The sequence below is a fragment of the Nocardia thraciensis genome, from assembly GCF_054782435.1.
Genome location: NZ_BAAGSM010000032.1, coordinates 108,792 through 125,959 on the forward strand (window position 1 = coordinate 108,792; position 17,168 = coordinate 125,959).

Sequence of the window (17,168 nt, forward strand, 5' to 3'; positions counted from 1 at the left end):
ACGCGCGGGTCAGTCCAGGAGCCAGGTGGCGCGGATGGTGGCGGAGAGTTCGGATTCGCCGTATTCGATGGGGACGGGGGAGGCGGAGGCGGCTATGGCGACAGAGCGGAACTCGGGGCCGCTGGACGGCGTGGGCGGTGCGGCGATGTTCTCGGTGATCTCGAGCACCGCGCCGAGGTTGCGGGAGGCGCGGGCGGCGTACTGGGCGGCCGTGGCGTGGGCGTCGTCCCACGCGGCGTCGCGGGCGCGGGTCAGCAGCGCCTCGGTATCGGCGAAGGTGAGATTCAGCCCGCCGAGGCGCACGTCGTCACCGCCCGCGTCGACGGCGTGCGCGACGACCGTCGCCGGGTCCGGATCACCGGCGTCGACACGGTCGGTGCGCAGCGAGACCGTCAACGCCGTCGTGGCCACGTACCCGGTGATACGGGTGCCGCTGTCCTCGGTCCAGGTCGTCTCCGTGCGCACCGAGAGACCGCTGGTACCGATATCGGCCGTCCGCACGCCGTCCGCCCGCAGCGCCTCGGTGACGGCGGTGGTGCGCGACCCCGCCTGACCGTAGGCGAGCGCGACCGTGCTCGCGCGGGTCTCGATGGAGATCGACACCTGCATCCGGTCCGGTGTGCCGGTGGCGGTGCCGCGGCCGAAAGTGGTCACGGTGGCGGGGCGGATCGGTTCGTCGGTCATCTGGGTCTCCTGCGGGTTGGATCCGGGGGGTTGTGACCCGAGCTGTGCCCTCGATCCTGCCTGCTCTCCCGAGTCTTGCCCAGCAGCCCGCGTCCCGGGCACGTCGACAGGTACGTGGCCGCCGCGGTGGCGCGACAGGAAGTGACGTCGAGAGTGCTTGCGGCACAGTGCCGTGTCCCAAATTCCGCGCGGCCCCCTATGTCGCGAATCACACCGGATAGGGGTGTCGGTGGCCGGCTTTGCATTCTGGTCATCGGGGGTCTGGACGCCTCCGTAGACTGTCTGAAACAGACGAGCCATCCAGAGGGAGTAAAAGCGGTGGGAGTTCTTTCCCGGATCGATACGCCCGAGGACCTGCGCCGGCTGACGGTACCGGAGCTCGAGGAGCTGGCGGAGGAGATCCGCGAGTTCCTGGTCCGCAAGGTCGCGGTGACGGGCGGTCACCTGGGACCGAACCTCGGCGTCGTGGAGTTGACGATCGCGCTGCACCGGATTTTCGATTCTCCGGCCGACCCGATCATCTTCGACACCGGCCACCAGGCCTACGTGCACAAGATGCTGACCGGTCGCCAGGACGGATTCGACACGCTGCGCAAACATGGCGGGCTGTCGGGCTATCCGAGCCGGTCCGAGAGCGCGCACGACTGGGTGGAGTCTTCGCACGCCTCCGCCGCGCTGTCCTACGCCGACGGGCTGGCGAAGGCGTTCGCGCTGACCAAACAGCGGCGGCACGTGGTCGCCGTGGTCGGCGACGGCGCGCTCACCGGCGGCATGTGCTGGGAGGCGCTGAACAATATCGCCGCCGGACCGGACCGCTCGCTCATCGTCGTGGTCAACGACAACGGCCGCTCCTACTCGCCGACCATCGGCGGGCTCGCCGACCGGCTCGGCGCGCTGCGCATGCAGCCGGCCTACGAGCAGGCGCTCGACGCCACCAAACGGTTCGTGCAGGGCATCCCGCGCGTCGGCGGCTCGGCGTACTCGATGCTGCACGCGCTCAAGGCCGGGATCAAGGACGCGGTGGCGCCGCAGGAGCTGTTCAGCGATCTCGGCCTCAAGTACGTGGGTCCGGTCGACGGGCACGACACGGCCGCGCTGGAGGCGGCGATGCGCCGGGCCAAGGACTTCGGCGGTCCGGCCATCGTGCACGTGGTCACGCAGAAGGGGCGGGGCTATCAACCCGCCGAGGACCACGAGGCCGACCAGATGCATTCGATCGGCGCCATCGACCCGGAGACCGGGCAGCCGCGCGGCGGCAAATCCGTGGGCTGGACCTCGGTGTTCTCCGACGAGCTGGTCCGCCAGGGCGAACAGCGCGACGATATCGTCGCGATCACCGCCGCCATGCCGGGCCCCACCGGGCTGACCCCGTTCGGAAAGCGCTTCCCGGACCGCATGTTCGACGTCGGCATCGCCGAACAGCACGCGATGACCTCCGCGGCGGGCCTGGCGCTGGGCGGGCTGCATCCGGTGGTGGCGATCTACTCCACCTTCCTCAACCGCGCCTTCGACCAGTTGCTGATGGATGTGGCACTGCTGCGGCTGCCGGTGACCCTCGTGCTGGACCGGGCCGGGATCACCGGCGACGACGGCGCCAGCCACAACGGCATGTGGGATCTTTCGGTGCTGGGCATCGTGCCCGGCATCCGGGTGGCCGCGCCGCGTGATGCGGTGACGCTGCGCGAGGAGCTGGCCGAGGCGCTGGCGGTCACCGAGGGGCCGACCGCGCTGCGGTTTCCGAAGGGCGCGGTCCCCGAGGACATCTCGGCGGTGGAGCGGCTGGACGGCGTGGACGTGCTGCGCATGCCCGAAGGGGGCGCGGCGCAGACGGTGCGCGGCGACGTGCTGCTGGTCGCGGTGGGCCCGTTCGCGCAGAACGCGGTGCGGGCCGCGGATCTGCTGACCGCGGAAGGGATTTCGGTCACCGTGGTGGACCCGCGCTGGGTGCTGCCGGTCTCCGACACCATCGTCAAGCTGGCCGAGAACTACCGCATGGTGGTGACACTGGAGGATGGCGGCATGCACGGCGGCATCGGCTGCACGGTGTCCTCGCGCCTGCGGGCCGCCGGTATGGACGTGCCGACGCGGGACCTCGGTGTGCCGCAACAGTTCCTGGACCACAGCTCGCGCGCGCAGATCCACCAGGAGCTGGGCCTCACGCCGGAGGACATCGCCCGGCGGGTCACCGCCTGGCTCGCTGGGGTCTGAAGCCGCACGCGCTCCGCCATCCCCGACGTGGTGTGTGCGCTCGGTGTCGTGCCGGGGTGGTGTGTGTGCGCTCGGTGTCGTCCCGGCGTGGCGTGCTTGCACCCCTCGTCATCCCGGCATGCTTTTGGCCGGGATCTCGCGGTGGATCCCGGCCAAAAGCATGCCGGGATGACGAGAAGAGCAGGCTGTCGACTTTCGCGTAGATTCTGTAACCGGTTACAGTTTTCTCAGTCGCCGACGGTAGGAGTCCGCATGTCGTTCGTGCTCGTCGAGAAACCGCGTCCGCAGGTCGCCCTGGTCACCCTGAACCGGCCGGAGCGGATGAACGCGATGGCCTTCGACGTGATGGTTCCGCTGCGCGAGACGCTGGAGTCGGTGGCCGCCGACAACGAGGTGCGGGTGGTGGTGCTCACGGGCGCGGGGCACGGGTTCTGCTCGGGCGCGGACCTGCAGGGTGCGGGCCCGATTCCCGGCGTCGCGGGCCTGACCAAGACCAGCGTGGCGCGCCGCTCCATGGACCTGCTCAACAACGTGATGCTCACGATCCGCCGCATGCACCAGCCGGTCATCAGCGCCGTCAACGGCGCGGCCATCGGCGGCGGATTCTGCCTGGCGGTCGGCACCGACATCCGGATCGCCTCGGGGGACGCCTACTTCCGCGCGGCGGGCATCAACAACGGCCTCACCTCTGCCGAACTCGGCATCAGCTACCTGCTGCCCCGCGCGATCGGCACGACCCGCGCCTTCGAGATCATGCTCACCGGCCGCGATGTCGACGCCGCCGAGGCCGAGCGCCTCGGCATAGTCTCGCGAGTCGTCCCCGCCGACAAGCTCCTCGAAACCTGTTACGACACAGCGGAACAGATCATCCGCTGGAGCCGCGTCGGCGCGGAACTCACCAAGCGCATGCTGTGGAGCGGGCTGGAAGCGGGCAGTTTCGAATCGCATATGCAGCACGAGGGCATGTCGCAGCTCTATGTGCGGCTGACCACCGAGAACTTCGACGAGGCGATTCGTGCACGGCGGGATCGGCGGCCACCGGTGTTCGAGGACTGAGCGAGGTCAGCTCTGTTGGTCGAACAGCGCTGCTGCCAGTGGGGGGACCGCCAGTTCGCGTTGCCAGGGGCGGGCGCCGCCCGACTTCAGGTAATCGTCGATCGCCTGGGCCGGATCGTCGGGGACCGTGCCGGAGCGGAACTCCGGCAGGCCGTCCCAGCACAGGCGGCGCAGCAGGTCGGGGGTGAGCAGGTTCTCGACCGGGACCGCGTGCTCCTCGGACAGCTCGGTCATCGCCGCGCGGGCCCGGGCCAGCCGGGCGGCGGCGACGGGGTCGCGGCGCTCCCAGCGGTTCACCGGCGGCGGTCCGTCGTAGGGCTGCGCCAGGCTCGGCAGCTCCGAATCCGGCAGTGTGCGAGCGCGTTCCACCGCGGCCAGCCATTCTCGCGAGTACCGGCGCTGGCGCGGGCCGCCGAAGATCGGCAGGGCGCGCAGTTGGCCGACCGATTTCGGATCGGCCTGTGCGGCGGCGATGATCGCCGAATCCGGCAGCACCCGGGCGGGCGCCACATCGCGGTGGCGGGCCAATTGGTCACGGGCGGACCAGAGTTCGCGGACCACCGCGAGCTGCCGGGCCCGGCGCAGGGTGTGAATGCCGGAGGTGCGGCGCCAGCGATCGGCTTTCGGCGGCGCGGGCTCGGTGGTGCGCACGTGCTCGAATTCCTGTGCCGCCCAGTCGGTCTTGCCCTGTTCGTCGAGGGCGGCGGCGACCTCGTCACGTAACTCCAATAGCAGTTCCACATCGAGGGCCGCGTAATTGAGCCAGTCGGCGGGCAGCGGGCGGGTCGACCAGTCGGCGGCCCCGTGGCCCTTGCGCAGTTCGCGGCCGAGCAGCTTCTCGACCATGGCAGCCAGGCCGACCCGCTCGAATCCGGCCAGCCGCCCGCCCAGTTCGGTATCGAACAGCTCCCTCGGCCGCAGGCCCAGTTCGGCCAGCCCGGGTAGGTCCTGATCGGCGGAGTGCAGCACCCACTCCAGGTCGTTGATCGTCTCCGCCAGCGGGTCCAGCGCCCCGTCTTCCAGCGGGACAGGATCGATCAGGAAGCTGCCGGACCCGTTGCGCCGCAACTGGATCAGATAGGCGCGGTTGGAATAGCGGAAGCCCGACGCGCGCTCGGCGTCCACGGCCAGCGGCCCCGTTCCGGCGGTGAGCCGGGCCGCGGCGGCGGCGACGGCGACGGCCGTGTCCAGCACCGGTGGCACGCCGTCGGCGGGCGCCAGCAACGGGACGGCGGCGTCGTCGTTCCCCCCAACCCCACTCACGGGATTCTCTGATTCGTCGGCAACGGGCATAGCCCCGAACTTTACGCGGCGGTCAGAACTGGTCGTCGGCAATCTGCGGACCCGGCCGCAAATGGGTAACGCCGGCCGGTGGCAAACCGGCCGCATAGGCCAGTACCTCGCAGAAAGCCTCCACGTGCGGTCCGAGCTCCGTGGAGCCCACCGTCCACGAGGCCCGCAGCTCCAGCTGATAGGCCCGCGGCGGTCCGGCGATGTCGCCGTAACGGACCGAACTGGTGGAGGTGACGGTGCCGCCCAGCGCCGTGAACGGTTCGCCCCGTGATTCCAGCGCGTCGACCAGCCAGCTCCAGGCCACCTCCGGCAGCAGCGGGTCACCCGCGAGCGCGGCGTCGATATCGGCCTGGATGTAGGCCACGAGCCGGAACACCCCGTTCCAGGCCTCGTGGCCGTTGGGATCATGTAAGAGGATCAGCCGCCCGAACGCGTCGCCCTCCGAGTCGACCGGGACCACATTCGTGTCCGGAGGTTTGACTTCGGCTCCGATGGCGTATGAATAAGGTGCCAGGCGTTGCGGCGGCCGGATCGGTGCAAGCTCGATCCGGGGGTGCACGGAGGCGGTGCCCATCGCATCGACCGCGGCGCGAAACTGGGCTGGTTCGCTGTCGGGGCCCGGGGTCGGTGCGGCGCCGTCGCGGAAGTCGAGCGGTGTCACGAATGAGACGGTAGACCGGAAGGGCCCGGCGCGGTCGGAGGCGCGCCGCTGCGCGCATTCTGGCGTTCGCAGTGACGGTGTGCCCCGGGCGTGCCGACCGCGTGGGGGAGACCGATCACACGCCCGCATACGATGGCGGGGATGAGCACACCTACCCGCCGCCGGTTGTCCGATGCGCCGTTCCTCGCTGCCGCCACCGGCGGCACGCCGAGCCGGCGCCCCGTCTGGTTCATGCGTCAGGCCGGGCGGTCGCTGCCCGAGTACCGCGAGTTGCGCGCCGGGATCGGGATGCTGGAGTCCTGCTTCGATCCGGAGCTGGTGTGCGAGATCACGATGCAGCCGATCCGCCGCCACGGGGTGGATGCGGCGATCCTGTTCTCCGACATCGTCGTTCCGCTCAAGGCGGCGGGGATCGACCTCGATATCGTCCCCGGGACCGGTCCCGTGGTGGCGCGGCCGGTGCGCACCGTCGACGATGTGCGCGGCCTGCCGCGGCTGCGCCGCGAGGAGGTGGGCGCGGTCACCGAGGGGGTGCGGCTGCTGCTGGACGAACTCGGCGACACCCCGCTCATCGGATTCGCCGGTGCCCCTTTCACTCTCGCCTCCTATCTGGTGGAGGGCGGGCCGAGCCGCAATCACGAGCACACCAAGGCGCTGATGCTCGGTGATCCGGAGACCTGGCATCTGCTGCTGGGCGTGCTCACCGACATCACCATCGAGTTCCTGCGCGCGCAGCTGGCCGCGGGCGTGGACGCCCTGCAACTGTTCGACTCCTGGGCGGGAGCGCTGTCGCTGGCGCAGTACCGGGAGTTCGTGCTGCCGCATTCGGAGCGGGTGTTCGCCGAGTTGGCCGCCGCGGGCGTACCGCGCATCCACTTCGGCGTGGGCACCGGGGAGTTGCTGGGCGCGATGGGCGAGGCGGGCGCCGATGTGGTCGGTGTCGACTGGCGGGTGCCGCTGCAGGACGCGATCCGTCGCGTCGGCGCCGGAAAGGCGTTGCAGGGCAACCTGGATCCGGCGGTGCTGTTCGCGGGTCCGCAGGTCGTCGAGCGTGAGGTGCGCCGCATCGCGCACGAGGCGGACCGGGCGATCGCGATGGGCGCGACCGGGCATATCTTCAACCTCGGCCATGGGGTGCTGCCCGAGACCGACCCGGGCGTGATCACCGAGACGGTGGCCCTGATCCATAGTCTGCCCTCGCCCCTGTAATCCCGCGCCACCGAACCTGTCGGTGCCTCGTGTGAACATGGGTTCCGACGTCCGAGCGCCCGCTGGGCTAGGGACCGCAGCTTGTGCCAGGCGAGCGGTTTGCGGCGTGGGCCAGGAGGGGAATACGGCGAGAGCTGGGGTGCCGGAGAGCCGGGTGCGGGGTGCGGAACATCCGGGAACAGGGACGCGGAGGAGAAGGGCGCGGGGTAGCCGGGTGCGGGACGGGGGACAGCCGGGAGCGGGAACGGGGTGGTTGCGAGAGTAGGTTGCGGGGGGAGTAGAGGTTGGTGGTGGGATGGTCGCCCCCGCAGGGGTTTGGCCATGCGGTGATCGCGGGTCCGGGATCGATTCGGAAGTGGCGAGGAGTGGTCGATGCGGGTGGCGGTGGTCGGTGGGGGGATCAGCGGGTTGGTGGCCGCCTATCGGTTGCGGCGGGAGCTCGGCTCCACGCTCGATCTCGTGCTGGTGGAGCGGTCCGAGCGGATCGGTGGGATTCTCCGCACCGACGATATCGCCGGTGGTCCCGTGGAGCTGGGGGCCGAGGCGTTCGTCGGGCGGCGACCCGAGATCCCCGCGCTCCTGGCGGAATTGGGGCTGGCCGATCAGCTGGTGTACCCGGCGGGGAAGCGGCCGCTGATCTGGTCGGGCGGGGCGGCGCACCCGCTGCCCGAGCGCACGCTGATGGGGATTCCGGCCGGGCCGGACGCGGTGGTCGGGCTGGTGGACGAGGCGACGCTGGCGCGCATCGCCGACGAGCCGACCCGGCCGCTGGACTGGGCGCGCGGGGGCGATATGTCGGTCGGTGACCTGGTAGGCGATCGGTTCGGCGAGCAGGTGGTGCGGCGCAGCCTGGACCCGCTGCTCGGCGGAGTGTATGCGGGACTGGCGAATTCGATCGGGGTGCGGGCCGCGTTGCCGACGCTGGCCGCCGCGCTGGACGCCGGTGCGACGAGCCTGTCGCGGGCGGTGACCGAGGCGTTGCCGCCGCCGTCGACCGCACCGGTCTTCGGCGGCATTCGCGATGGCTACCGGGTGCTGCTGGACGCACTGCTTTCCGCCGCCCAGGTGAAGGTGGAAACCGATACGGCGGCAACGGGTTTGACCCGCACCGCCACCGGCTGGCGGCTGGATCCTGTGGGAGAGGTGGATGCCGTGGTCCTGGCGGCGCCCGCCCCGGTGACCGCCGGGTTGTTGCGCGGTGTGGCGCCGGAAGCGGCCGCTGCCGCCGCCGGAATCGAGTTGTCCTCGTCCGCGGTGGTCGCGCTGGCATTGCCCGCGCGGACCCCGCTGCCCGATAACTCGGGTATTCTCGTCGCCACCGGAGAACCGTTGCGCGCCAAGGCATTCACGTTGTCCAGCCGCAAGTGGACGCATCTGGCGCAACGCGACGTCGCCCTGGTGCGCGCCTCCTTCGGCCGCTTCGGGAACGACACCCCGCTCTCCTGGCCGGACAACGACCTGATCGCCGCCGCCGCGGCGGACCTGTCGACGGTCACCGGCATCGAGATCACCCCGCTCACGGCGCGGGTGCAGCGCTGGCGCGGCGGGCTTCCGCAATACGCTCCTGGCCATGTCGACCGCGTCGCCGCCATCGAAGCGGGTATCGCCGACCTGCCCGGCCTGGCCGTCGCGGGCGCCTACCTGCACGGCGTCGGCGTCCCCGCCTGCGCTGCCTCGGGAACCGCCGCCGCCGACCGGATCCTCACCCGCCTGGCGTAAGTCCCAATTCGGCCGGGTCCCGCACTGGTTGTCTTGTCCCGCACCCGTTGTCGACGGCGTGTCGGGGTGCGGGAGTAGGCACGGGGTGCGGCTGTGCGGGAGGCGGATCCGCGGTGGCAGGATGGGGGCATGGCGCGACTCGATTACCAGGCACTCAACTCCACCATCCGGTATCTGATGTTCTCGGCGTTCCAGGTGGAGCCGGGGGCGCTGGGGGAGGACCGGGAGGCGGTGATCAAGGAGGCGCGGGCGTTCTTCGACTCGCTGGAGGAGCGCGGAGTCGTGGTGCGGGGGCTCTACGACGTCGCCGGTATGCGGGCCGACGCGGACTTCCTGATCTGGACGCACGCGGAGACCATCGAGCAGCTGCAGGCGGTCTACGCCGACTTCCGCCGCACCACCGAACTCGGCCGCGTCAGCGCCCCGGTCTGGAGCAATGCCGCGCTGCATCGCCCGGCCGAATTCAACAAGAGCCACATTCCCGCCTTCCTCGCCGGTGAGGAGCCAGGCAACTACATCTGCGTGTATCCGTTCGTGCGGTCCTACGAGTGGTACCTGCTGCCCGACGAGGAGCGTCGCAAGATGCTCGCCGACCACGGCAAGGCGGCACGCGGCTACCCGGACGTGCGCGCCAACACGGTCTCCTCCTTCGCCCTCGGCGACTACGAGTGGATCCTCGCCTTCGAGGCCCCCGAACTGCACCGCATCGTCGACCTGATGCGTGACCTGCGCGCCACCGAGGCCCGCCTGCACGTACGCGAGGAGGTCCCGTTCTTCACCGGCCCCCGGGTGGACGTGGAGAAGCTGATCACCGCCCTGCCGTGATTCCGGCAAAAAGCATGCCGGAAATGATGAGGGGGCGCGTGCCGCGCATGGCGGAGGGGCGTGCTGGGCATGGTGGCGGGGTGTGTGGCGGGCATAGTGGCGAGGTATGCCGGGCATGGTGGAGGGCGCGCTGGAAGTGAAAGCGTGCGCTGATTTTGCGGATGTGATCCCGCGCCCCGGTTTTTCGGGTCATGCGCGCGGGGGTGGTGTGGCCGTAAGGTTCAGCCGTCTTCTCCGCGCGCTGCGTTGTCCGAGGGGTGCAGGCGCAGGGCGATGGAGTTGATGCAGTACCGCTTGTCGGTCGGGGTTGGATAACCCTCCCCCTCGAAGACGTGTCCGAGGTGGCTGTGGCAGGTGGCGCACAGCACCTCGACGCGCCGCATGCCCAGCGAATCGTCCGCGCGCAGCAGCACCGCGTCGGACTGGGCCGGATCGAAGAACGAGGGCCAGCCGCAGTGCGAGTGGAACTTCTCGGCGCTGCGGAACAGTTCGGCGCCGCACGCCCGGCACTCGTACACCCCGGTGGTCTCGGTATCGGTGTACTCGCCGGTGAAGGCGCGCTCGGTGGCGGCCTCGCGCAGCACCGCGTATTCCTGCGGCGTCAGCCGCGTCCGCCATTCCCGCGGCGTGAGCTCGATCTTCGGAGCGGGCAGTGACGTCTCGGAGTCGGAACTCATGAGCGCGAGTCTAATTGCCGCGTCGCACGGCTGATTCGAGTGATCACAGGACGCCTCCCGATATCTCAGGTCGCGGTGCCGGTTCGTGTCAGGTGAGGGCGCCCGCCTGCGATGATTCCGCGTGGGGGTCCGCCTGTTTGCCGTCTCCGGCGGAGGCGTCGGAGACGTCGTTGCCGTTGTGCCGTCCGCGGGAATTCTTCTCGGATTCGGCCGGGCCGTCCGGCCGCGCCGCGTTCTCCGGCAGCAGGAAGACCGGATCGATGCCCGAGGCCAGCCGCCCCTCGCGGCGCGCGGCCAGGTAGCGGTCGCCGAGCACACAGAACACCACGATCAGCAGCATGCTCCAGCCGAGCGTGACGCGCAGGTACTCCAGGGTGCGCCCGGCGCTCTGCCAGTGGTCGAGCAGCCACTTGTCGTAGGTCATGAACCCGAAGATCGCCAGCCAGGCGGGCCAGTTGCGCAGCACCGAGCTGCGCAGCACCACCGACATCAGGAACGGGAACAGCATCATCGAGTAGTACTGCTGGCCCAGGGACGTCCAGACGAACTCGGTGGTGAGCAGCACGCCCGATGCGGTCAGGATGAAGAACAGCTCGTCCTGCAGGTAGTAGCGGTACAGCAGCCACAGCGAGATCAGCACGACGACCGCCAGCGCGATGCGGATGGTCCAGGTCAGCCACGTGTCCAGGCCCCAGTACGCGGCGCTGCCCGGAATGGAGCTGTTGAAGTAGTCGCGCGCCTCCAGCGAGTACGGCACGGTCCGGCGGATGTAGTCCATCGGATCCTTGATCAACGGCCAGGCCACGACCGTGAGCGCGACCGGTACGCCCAGCGCGGTGATGAACACCTTCCACTGCCGCCGCGCCAGCGGTATCAGCAGCAGCGGCGCCAGCGTGGGTTTCACCGCGATCGTCAAACCCATCACGAACCCGGCCCACAGGTCCCGGCGCTGCAGCAGCAGGTGGATGAAGATCACCTCGGCCAGCAGGATGCAGCCGTTGACATTGCCGAAACCCAGTGTGTTGATGACGGTTTCGGAGGCGAACATCAGCAGCAGCGTCAGCGGCGCGGCATAGGAGCGCACGCTGAACTTGAACAGCTTCAGTAGCAGGTACCAGGCCACGATGATCGCCACGGCGTTCAGCGCGACGAAGCACCACTTCGACTTCTCGGGATCGACGAGCGCCAAAGGGGCGACCAGCAGCGTGCCGCTGGGCGGGTACAGGTAGTGCGGGTCGACGAGATCGAAGTTCTCGCCGTAGATGGCCCGCCCGTTCAGAAACGCGAGCGACGCCTTGTACACCGGCGCGAAATCGTCGGTGATGTTGAAGTTGGTGCCCTCGACGAATATCTGATGCAACACGGTCATGACCGCGAACGGCCACAGTGCGAAGTTCAGGACCTCGGAGGTGGTTCGAGCGGTGCGTGGCTCGAGCTGACGAAGGAACACTGGGGCACGGTACACCGGAAACCCCGCCGGGCGTTGCCTCGACCCGGTGTTTGGCGCCGTATTCGTGTCGCGAACTTCGTCACCGCCGGGCTCAGGCCGGGCAGGCGGTGCCGTCCTGCGGCAGCTTGGCGTCCTTCAGATAGTCGACGAGGTACTGCTGCGCGCAGCCGGTGTGGGTGAACACCGGATGCCCCCAGCCCTGCCATTCGACTGTCGCGACGCGGGCCCCGGCGGCGCTCAGCGCACCGGTGACCGCGGGCCGCCCGTCGCCGCCCACCACCGGGTCGGCGGCGGTGCCCAGCACCAGCACCGGTCCGGCGTACTTCTGCGGCAGCAGGGCGGCGTTGGGCACGGGCCAGGCGGTGCACGCCATCAGCTCGGTCGCGGCGGCCTTGCCGAACACCGGATACTGTGCGCCCCAGGTGTTCTGCAGTTCCTTGGCCCGGGTGGGCGTGGCGGGTTGTTGATTGTCGCTGCACCGCGCGACGAACTGACCGTCGGCGGCGGTGGCGGCCGATTCGCGCAGCACCAGATTCCCGATCGGCCCCCGGTCGCCGCGACCGGCCGCGGCCAGCGCGTCGGCAAGCTCCCGGACGCGGCTCGCCTGGTCGGCACGCGGATCGCCGAGAAATCCGGAAATGGTCGTGAGCAGCGCGTTCGCGGACAGGTCGCCCAGTTCACCGCGCCCGGCCCGGGTCACCAGATCGGTGACGGCGCCCCGCGGATCCGGCCCCAGCGCGCAGCCGACCCCGGCGCAGCGCTGGGCGAAACCGGTCAGCGCCGCCTCGGCCCCCTTGACCCGCTGCTCGGCCCGGCCCACGGCGTCGGCGTTGACCGCTTCGGGCGAGTCGAGGGCCAGGCGGGACAGGCGGTCGCCGTATTTGGCGGCGTAGCCGAGCGCCACCCGGGCGCCGTTGCCGGTGCCGATCAACGCGATCCGGTCCACCTGCCACTGCTTGCGTAGCTGCTCGATGTCGTCGGCGGCGTGCGCGGCGTCGAAGGTGCCCTGATAAGGCTGCAGGAAGTCCTGGCAGGCGATGGTGGCGTCCTGGCTGAGCTTGGCCACGGTATCGACGGGATCGCCGCCGCCGGGAGCGAATTGCCCGTTGTCGGCCAGCACGCGCCGGGTGTCGGCGGTCATGCAGTCGATCGGCTGAGATCTGCCCATGCCGCGGCGGTCCACCGCGACGATCGGGTGCGCGCCCAGCAGTGCGGAGGCCGGGCCCGCGGCCAGGCCCGCCAGGGTGGCGGTGGAGGAGCGATCGTCGCCGGAGGTCAGCACCATCGGCGCGGCGTCGGCGGGGGTCTGCTGCAGCCGGGCCCGCACCGCGCCGTTGCGGAAGGTACCGAGAATGGCGCCGCCCGCGTCGATCGGCGTCGAGTACTCGGCGCATTCGAAGATCAGTCCGGGCGGCGGTGCGCCGAGGCCCAGCAGATTGAACGTGGGTACCGCGCATTCGTGCCAGTTGAGGTCGGTCTTGGGCTGCTGCAGCGCCGGGGGTGCGGGCGGCGCGGACGTGCTGGGACGGGCGGGCCCACCGGCCTCGTGCGGCCGCTCCACGGCGACGGCGGGCCGCTCCGAGGGCCCCGCGCCGCAGGCGGCGGTGAGGAGAACCGTCAGCGATGACGTTGCCAGCAGTGCGGCCCGGATCCAGCGCATGCGATACAGCCTGCCAGGTCGATCGCGTGGTTTCAGCTCTGGGTGTGTGCCCGCTCCCATCGTGTCAGCAGGGTGCCGTCGTCGTCGGCCAGCACGTGGCGCAGCGCCATCGGGGTGGGCAAGGCGTTGGGCGACACCGCGATTCGACCCGCCGTACCGCCGACGAGCAGGGGCGACACCGTGAGGCACAGCTCGTCGGCGGCACCGGCGGAGATCAGTTCGCCGAACAGGGAGGGCCCGCCCTCGCACAGCACCCGCAGCAGTCCGCGCGCGGCCAGCGCGGCGCGGAGATCGGCCGCGGTGACCGTCGTGTCACCGGCCTCGACCACCTCCGCCCCCGCGTCGGTGAGCAGTCCCTTGCGCTCGGCGGGCGCGGCGGCGGTGGTGAGCACGAGCGGCGGGCGGACGGTGTCGGTGAACAGCTTGCCCGCCGGATCCAGGGCCGCGCTGGCCGTGATCACCGCGATGGGCGGCGGTGCGCCGTCGGACGCACCGCCGAGGCCGTGCCGGTGCAGCCGGATGCGGCGGTGGGCTTCAGTGCGAGCGCCGCCGTAGTTCTCGGCCCGCGCGGTACCGGCCCCGACGACGATCACGTCGGCCAGATCGCGCAGGATCGCGAAGACGTCGTGGTCGGCGCCCGTGCCGAGGGCTCCCGAGCGCCCGTCCACGGTGACCGCGCCGTCGATGCTGGCGACGAAGTTGGCTCGGATCCACGGGGATTCGAGGCGGGCCGGATAGGCGTAGAGGCGCACCAGGTCGTCGGGGCTCAGTGCTGTGAACTGGATCGCATTGGGAGCACGCTGCATAAGAACCGATCACACCACGTCAGTACGCTACTCGGGTGCAACAACGCCTCGTCGATCGTCATCCGGAGGTTCCGGCCGATCAGCTCATCGCCCAGATGGTGCCGCCGCCCACATTCGACGAGGTGAGTTTCGCCTCCTACATCCCCGATCCGAAGGAGCCCACCCAGGCCGCGGCCGTGCAGCGGGCCGAGCAGTTCGCCGGGCGGGTGGCCGAGATTCACGCCGCGGCGGGGAAGAAGAGCCTGTTCGGCAAGAAGAAGCAGGTCGACGGCGCGGGCCTGTACCTCGACGGCGGCTTCGGTGTCGGCAAGACCCACCTGCTGGCCTCCATCTACCACGCCGCGCCCGCGCCGAAATCGTTCGGGACGTTCGGCGAGGTGACCAATCTCGTCGGCGCGCTGGGCTTCACCAATGCCGTGGAGCGGCTGTCGGGCAACAGCGTGCTGTGCATCGACGAGTTCGAACTCGACGATCCCGGCGACACCATGCTGGTCTCGCGGTTGCTGACCGAACTGACCGCGCGCGGGGTGTCGGTGGCGGCCACCTCGAATACGCTGCCGGACCAGTTGGGGGAGGGCCGCTTCGCGGCACAGGACTTCCTGCGCGAGATCCGCAAGCTGGGCTCGCTGTTCGACCCCGTCCGCGTCGACGGGCCGGACTACCGCCACCGCGACCTGCCCCCGGCGCCGGAGCCGACCGCGGCTGGGCAGCTGGCCGAGAAGGCCGCCGTCACACCGGGTTCCACGCTCGACGAGTTCGACGCGCTGCTGCGGCATCTGAGCACGCTGCACCCCTCGCGCTACGGGGCGCTGATCGCGGGGGTGTCGGCGGTATTCGTCTCGGGCGTGCACACCATCACCGACCAGGCGGTCGCGCTGCGCATGGTGGTGCTGACCGACCGGCTCTACGACGCCGGGATCCCGGTCACCGTCTCGGGCGTGAAGCTGGATCAGATCTTCTCCGAGGAGATGCTCGGCGGCGGCTACCGCAAGAAGTACCTGCGCGCGATCTCGCGCCTGCTGGCGCTTTCCCGCTTCGAGGTGCCCGCTTAACCGACCGACCGCTCGGTGTAGCGTGGCGGGCGAAATCGTCGATCGCGACCGGGTCGGCGGCCGGCGGCGAACTCGGTGCAGGTTCGCGATGATCGCCCGGGCCTATCGTGAACGTCGGCCGAGCACGCGGCCGTTGGGCTGAGAATGAGGGAGCGCCATGATTCGACGTTCGATTCGCGGCACCGTCGCCCTGGCCGCGGCCGCCACCGTCGCCCTGGGTCCGACGGTCGGTACGGCGCTCGCCGCCGATCCTCCGGCAGCTACCGCGTCGGTCACGGTCGACCCCGCCACTCGCTCGCTGCACCTGCTGGGTGTGCAGAACGCCCGGGATGTCGGCGGCTACCGCACCACCGACGGCCGCACCGTGAATACGGGGCTGGTCTTCCGCAGCGGCGAGCTGAGCAAGGCCACCGACGCCGACCTGGCCGCCCTGACCGACCGCGGGCTGAAGTTCGACGACGATCTGCGCACCGGCTATGAGCGCGCGTTCGCCCCAGACCGGGTGCCCGCGGGCGCGACGCTGCACATCGATGACGTGATCGGCCAGGCGCCGCCGCAGGTCATGGCCTCGACGCTGGTGGCGGGCACGGATCTGTACCGCGCGTTCGTCACCGCGCCCGGCGCGAACGAGGGTTTCGCGTCGATCCTGCGCGACATCATCGATACCGACGACGGTGCGGTGCTGTTCCACTGCACCGCGGGCAAGGACCGCACCGGCTGGATGGCCGCGGTGCTGCTGACGATCCTGGGCGTCGACCGCGCCACGGTGAACTACGACTTCCTGCTGTCGAACCACTACCGCGACGCCGGTGCCGACGACCCGCTCAACGGCGTGGTCCTGCCCGCCCTCGACGCCGCCTTCGACCAAGCCGACCAGACCTACGGCAGCTTCGACAACTACGTGCACGAGGGCCTGAAGCTGACCGACGACGATATCGCCGCCTTGCGGGCGAAGATGCTGAGCTGAGCGCCGCCCCTGGTTTCCGGCACCCGCTTTGGCCGGAATCTCGGTGGGACCCCGGCCACAAGCGCGCCGGGGATCGGGGGTGAGGTGTGCCGGGATGGGGGTGTGGCGTGCCGGGATGGGGTATGGCGTGCCGGGATGGGGGTGAGGTGTGCCGGGGATTGGGGAGTGAGGTGGGCCGGGGATTGGGGAGTATGGCGTGCCGGGGATTGGGGAGTGAGACATGCCGGGAATGGGGGAGTGAGATGTGCCGGGAATGGGGAGCGGGGCGCCGGGCATGCGGGAGTTGGTGAGGCGCCGGGCGCGGCCCGCGGGGTGGTGCGCGGCGGTGGGGTTCAGAGTTCCTTGTGCAGGACGTAGTCGTGGCAGACCTGGGAACCGACGGTGGTGGTCTTCGTGCCGACGGTGCGGAATCCGTGCTTGGCGTAGAAACGCTGGGCGCGCTCGTTGTCCTGGTTGACGCCCAGCCAGACACCCGCGTATCCGCCGCGCCGGGCGAGGTCGACGACCGCGTGCATCAGCGCCGTCGACACCCCGGCGCCGTGGTGGCCGGGCAGCACGTAGAGCTTGCTGATCTCGGCCACCGGGCGGCCGCCGATCGCCGCGGCGATCGCCGGATCGATGGGCGCGCCCGCCACCAGCATCGCGTAGCCGACGATATCCCCATTCGCCGTCGCCTTGAGGATGGTGCGATCGGGATCGGTGAGATAGTCGCCGAAGCGTTCGCCGGACAGTATGTCCGCCACGAACGTCTCGATATCCGTCGGCTCCAGCTCGGGCGGGCAGGCCATCGGAAAGGCTGCTGCCGCAACGTCACTGAGGGCCTCGGCGTCCCACAATCCGGCCCGGTCGACGGTGACTGGGATATCGCTCATTCCTCCAGTACAGCACGCCCGGATTCCGG

At 70.3% G+C, this 17,168-nt stretch carries 15 protein-coding genes; 7 read left to right on the plus strand and 8 right to left on the minus strand.

The window, feature by feature from the left end; all coding sequences use genetic code 11:
- Positions 1-9: 9 nt before the first annotated feature.
- Positions 10-684, minus strand: coding sequence for an SIMPL domain-containing protein (locus tag ACYVLQ_RS21000; RefSeq protein ID WP_460699214.1), 675 nt, complete (start codon positions 682-684; stop codon positions 10-12).
- A 318-nt stretch (positions 685-1,002) separates the two neighbouring features.
- Between ACYVLQ_RS21000 and dxs the strand changes: the two genes are divergently transcribed.
- Both dxs and ACYVLQ_RS21010 read left to right on the plus strand, forming a co-directional pair.
- Positions 1,003-2,892 carry a 1-deoxy-D-xylulose-5-phosphate synthase gene (gene dxs / locus ACYVLQ_RS21005; protein ID WP_460699215.1) on the plus strand — a complete coding sequence of 630 codons (1,890 nt, stop codon included), beginning with the start codon at positions 1,003-1,005 and terminating at the stop codon, positions 2,890-2,892.
- A gap of 252 nt (positions 2,893-3,144) precedes the next feature.
- Positions 3,145-3,948: an enoyl-CoA hydratase gene (locus ACYVLQ_RS21010; RefSeq protein WP_460699216.1), complete on the plus strand. Its 804-nt coding sequence runs from the start codon at positions 3,145-3,147 to the stop codon at positions 3,946-3,948.
- 6 nt (positions 3,949-3,954) lie between these two features.
- Here ACYVLQ_RS21010 and ACYVLQ_RS21015 read toward each other — a convergent pair whose 3' ends face one another.
- Together ACYVLQ_RS21015 and ACYVLQ_RS21020 are read right to left on the minus strand one after the other, a co-directional pair.
- On the minus strand, positions 3,955-5,241 hold the full coding sequence (locus ACYVLQ_RS21015; protein ID WP_460699217.1) for an HRDC domain-containing protein: 1,287 nt from the start codon (positions 5,239-5,241) through the stop codon (positions 3,955-3,957).
- Between the two features lie 22 nt (positions 5,242-5,263).
- Positions 5,264-5,815, minus strand: a complete 552-nt coding sequence (locus ACYVLQ_RS21020) for a DUF3000 domain-containing protein (protein WP_068028839.1) — start codon at positions 5,813-5,815, stop codon at positions 5,264-5,266.
- 219 nt (positions 5,816-6,034) lie between these two features.
- Here ACYVLQ_RS21020 and hemE point away from each other — a divergent pair, with 219 nt between their 5' ends.
- The 3 genes from hemE (at position 6,035) to hemQ (ending at position 9,655) form a co-directional block, all read left to right on the plus strand.
- Positions 6,035-7,111 (plus strand): uroporphyrinogen decarboxylase, encoded by a 1,077-nt coding sequence (hemE, locus tag ACYVLQ_RS21025; protein WP_460699218.1) that lies wholly within the window; start codon positions 6,035-6,037, stop codon positions 7,109-7,111.
- 372 nt (positions 7,112-7,483) lie between these two features.
- Positions 7,484-8,830, plus strand: a complete 1,347-nt coding sequence (locus ACYVLQ_RS21030) for a protoporphyrinogen oxidase (RefSeq protein ID WP_460699219.1) — start codon at positions 7,484-7,486, stop codon at positions 8,828-8,830.
- Positions 8,831-8,959: 129 nt separating this feature from the next.
- On the plus strand, positions 8,960-9,655 hold the full coding sequence (gene hemQ / locus ACYVLQ_RS21035; RefSeq protein WP_460699220.1) for a hydrogen peroxide-dependent heme synthase: 696 nt from the start codon (positions 8,960-8,962) through the stop codon (positions 9,653-9,655).
- 221 nt (positions 9,656-9,876) lie between these two features.
- Here the strand turns inward: hemQ and msrB are convergent, their stop codons facing one another.
- The 4 genes from msrB to ACYVLQ_RS21055 form a co-directional block, all read right to left on the minus strand.
- On the minus strand, positions 9,877-10,332 hold the full coding sequence (gene msrB / locus ACYVLQ_RS21040) for a peptide-methionine (R)-S-oxide reductase MsrB (RefSeq protein ID WP_460699221.1): 456 nt from the start codon (positions 10,330-10,332) through the stop codon (positions 9,877-9,879).
- Positions 10,333-10,420: 88 nt separating this feature from the next.
- Entirely contained in the window at positions 10,421-11,782 is a 1,362-nt protein-coding gene (locus tag ACYVLQ_RS21045) for a glycosyltransferase family 87 protein (protein ID WP_460699222.1), read from the minus strand.
- Between the two features lie 91 nt (positions 11,783-11,873).
- Positions 11,874-13,442, minus strand: coding sequence for an alpha/beta hydrolase (locus ACYVLQ_RS21050; RefSeq protein WP_460699223.1), 1,569 nt, complete (start codon positions 13,440-13,442; stop codon positions 11,874-11,876).
- A gap of 32 nt (positions 13,443-13,474) precedes the next feature.
- A complete protein-coding gene (locus tag ACYVLQ_RS21055) occupies positions 13,475-14,248 on the minus strand; it encodes a pyrimidine reductase family protein (protein ID WP_460699224.1) in 774 nt (257 codons plus the stop codon).
- A gap of 35 nt (positions 14,249-14,283) precedes the next feature.
- Here ACYVLQ_RS21055 and zapE point away from each other — a divergent pair, with 35 nt between their 5' ends.
- A complete protein-coding gene (gene zapE, locus ACYVLQ_RS21060; protein WP_460699225.1) occupies positions 14,284-15,300 on the plus strand; it encodes a cell division protein ZapE in 1,017 nt (338 codons plus the stop codon).
- A 157-nt stretch (positions 15,301-15,457) separates the two neighbouring features.
- Positions 15,458-16,267, plus strand: coding sequence for a tyrosine-protein phosphatase (locus ACYVLQ_RS21065; RefSeq protein WP_460699226.1), 810 nt, complete (start codon positions 15,458-15,460; stop codon positions 16,265-16,267).
- Between the two features lie 332 nt (positions 16,268-16,599).
- Here the strand turns inward: ACYVLQ_RS21065 and ACYVLQ_RS21070 are convergent, their stop codons facing one another.
- Entirely contained in the window at positions 16,600-17,130 is a 531-nt protein-coding gene (locus ACYVLQ_RS21070; protein ID WP_460699238.1) for a GNAT family N-acetyltransferase, read from the minus strand.
- Positions 17,131-17,168: the final 38 nt, after the last annotated feature.

Excerpts from the sequence above, each read along its gene's own strand:
- ACYVLQ_RS21000 (WP_460699214.1), bottom strand. The coding sequence starts at position 684 with ATGACCGACGAACCGATCCGCCCCGCCACCGTGACCACTTTCGGCCGC.
- ACYVLQ_RS21010 (WP_460699216.1), top strand. The coding sequence starts at position 3,145 with ATGTCGTTCGTGCTCGTCGAGAAACCGCGTCCGCAGGTCGCCCTGGTC.
- ACYVLQ_RS21015 (WP_460699217.1), bottom strand. The coding sequence starts at position 5,241 with ATGCCCGTTGCCGACGAATCAGAGAATCCCGTGAGTGGGGTTGGGGGG.
- ACYVLQ_RS21020 (WP_068028839.1), bottom strand. The coding sequence starts at position 5,815 with ATGGGCACCGCCTCCGTGCACCCCCGGATCGAGCTTGCACCGATCCGG.
- hemE (WP_460699218.1), top strand. The coding sequence starts at position 6,035 with ATGGCGGGGATGAGCACACCTACCCGCCGCCGGTTGTCCGATGCGCCG.
- ACYVLQ_RS21030 (WP_460699219.1), top strand. The coding sequence starts at position 7,484 with ATGCGGGTGGCGGTGGTCGGTGGGGGGATCAGCGGGTTGGTGGCCGCC.
- hemQ (WP_460699220.1), top strand. The coding sequence starts at position 8,960 with ATGGCGCGACTCGATTACCAGGCACTCAACTCCACCATCCGGTATCTG.
- msrB (WP_460699221.1), bottom strand. The coding sequence starts at position 10,332 with ATGAGTTCCGACTCCGAGACGTCACTGCCCGCTCCGAAGATCGAGCTC.
- ACYVLQ_RS21050 (WP_460699223.1), bottom strand. The coding sequence starts at position 13,442 with ATGCGCTGGATCCGGGCCGCACTGCTGGCAACGTCATCGCTGACGGTT.
- ACYVLQ_RS21055 (WP_460699224.1), bottom strand. The coding sequence starts at position 14,248 with ATGCAGCGTGCTCCCAATGCGATCCAGTTCACAGCACTGAGCCCCGAC.
- ACYVLQ_RS21065 (WP_460699226.1), top strand. The coding sequence starts at position 15,458 with ATGATTCGACGTTCGATTCGCGGCACCGTCGCCCTGGCCGCGGCCGCC.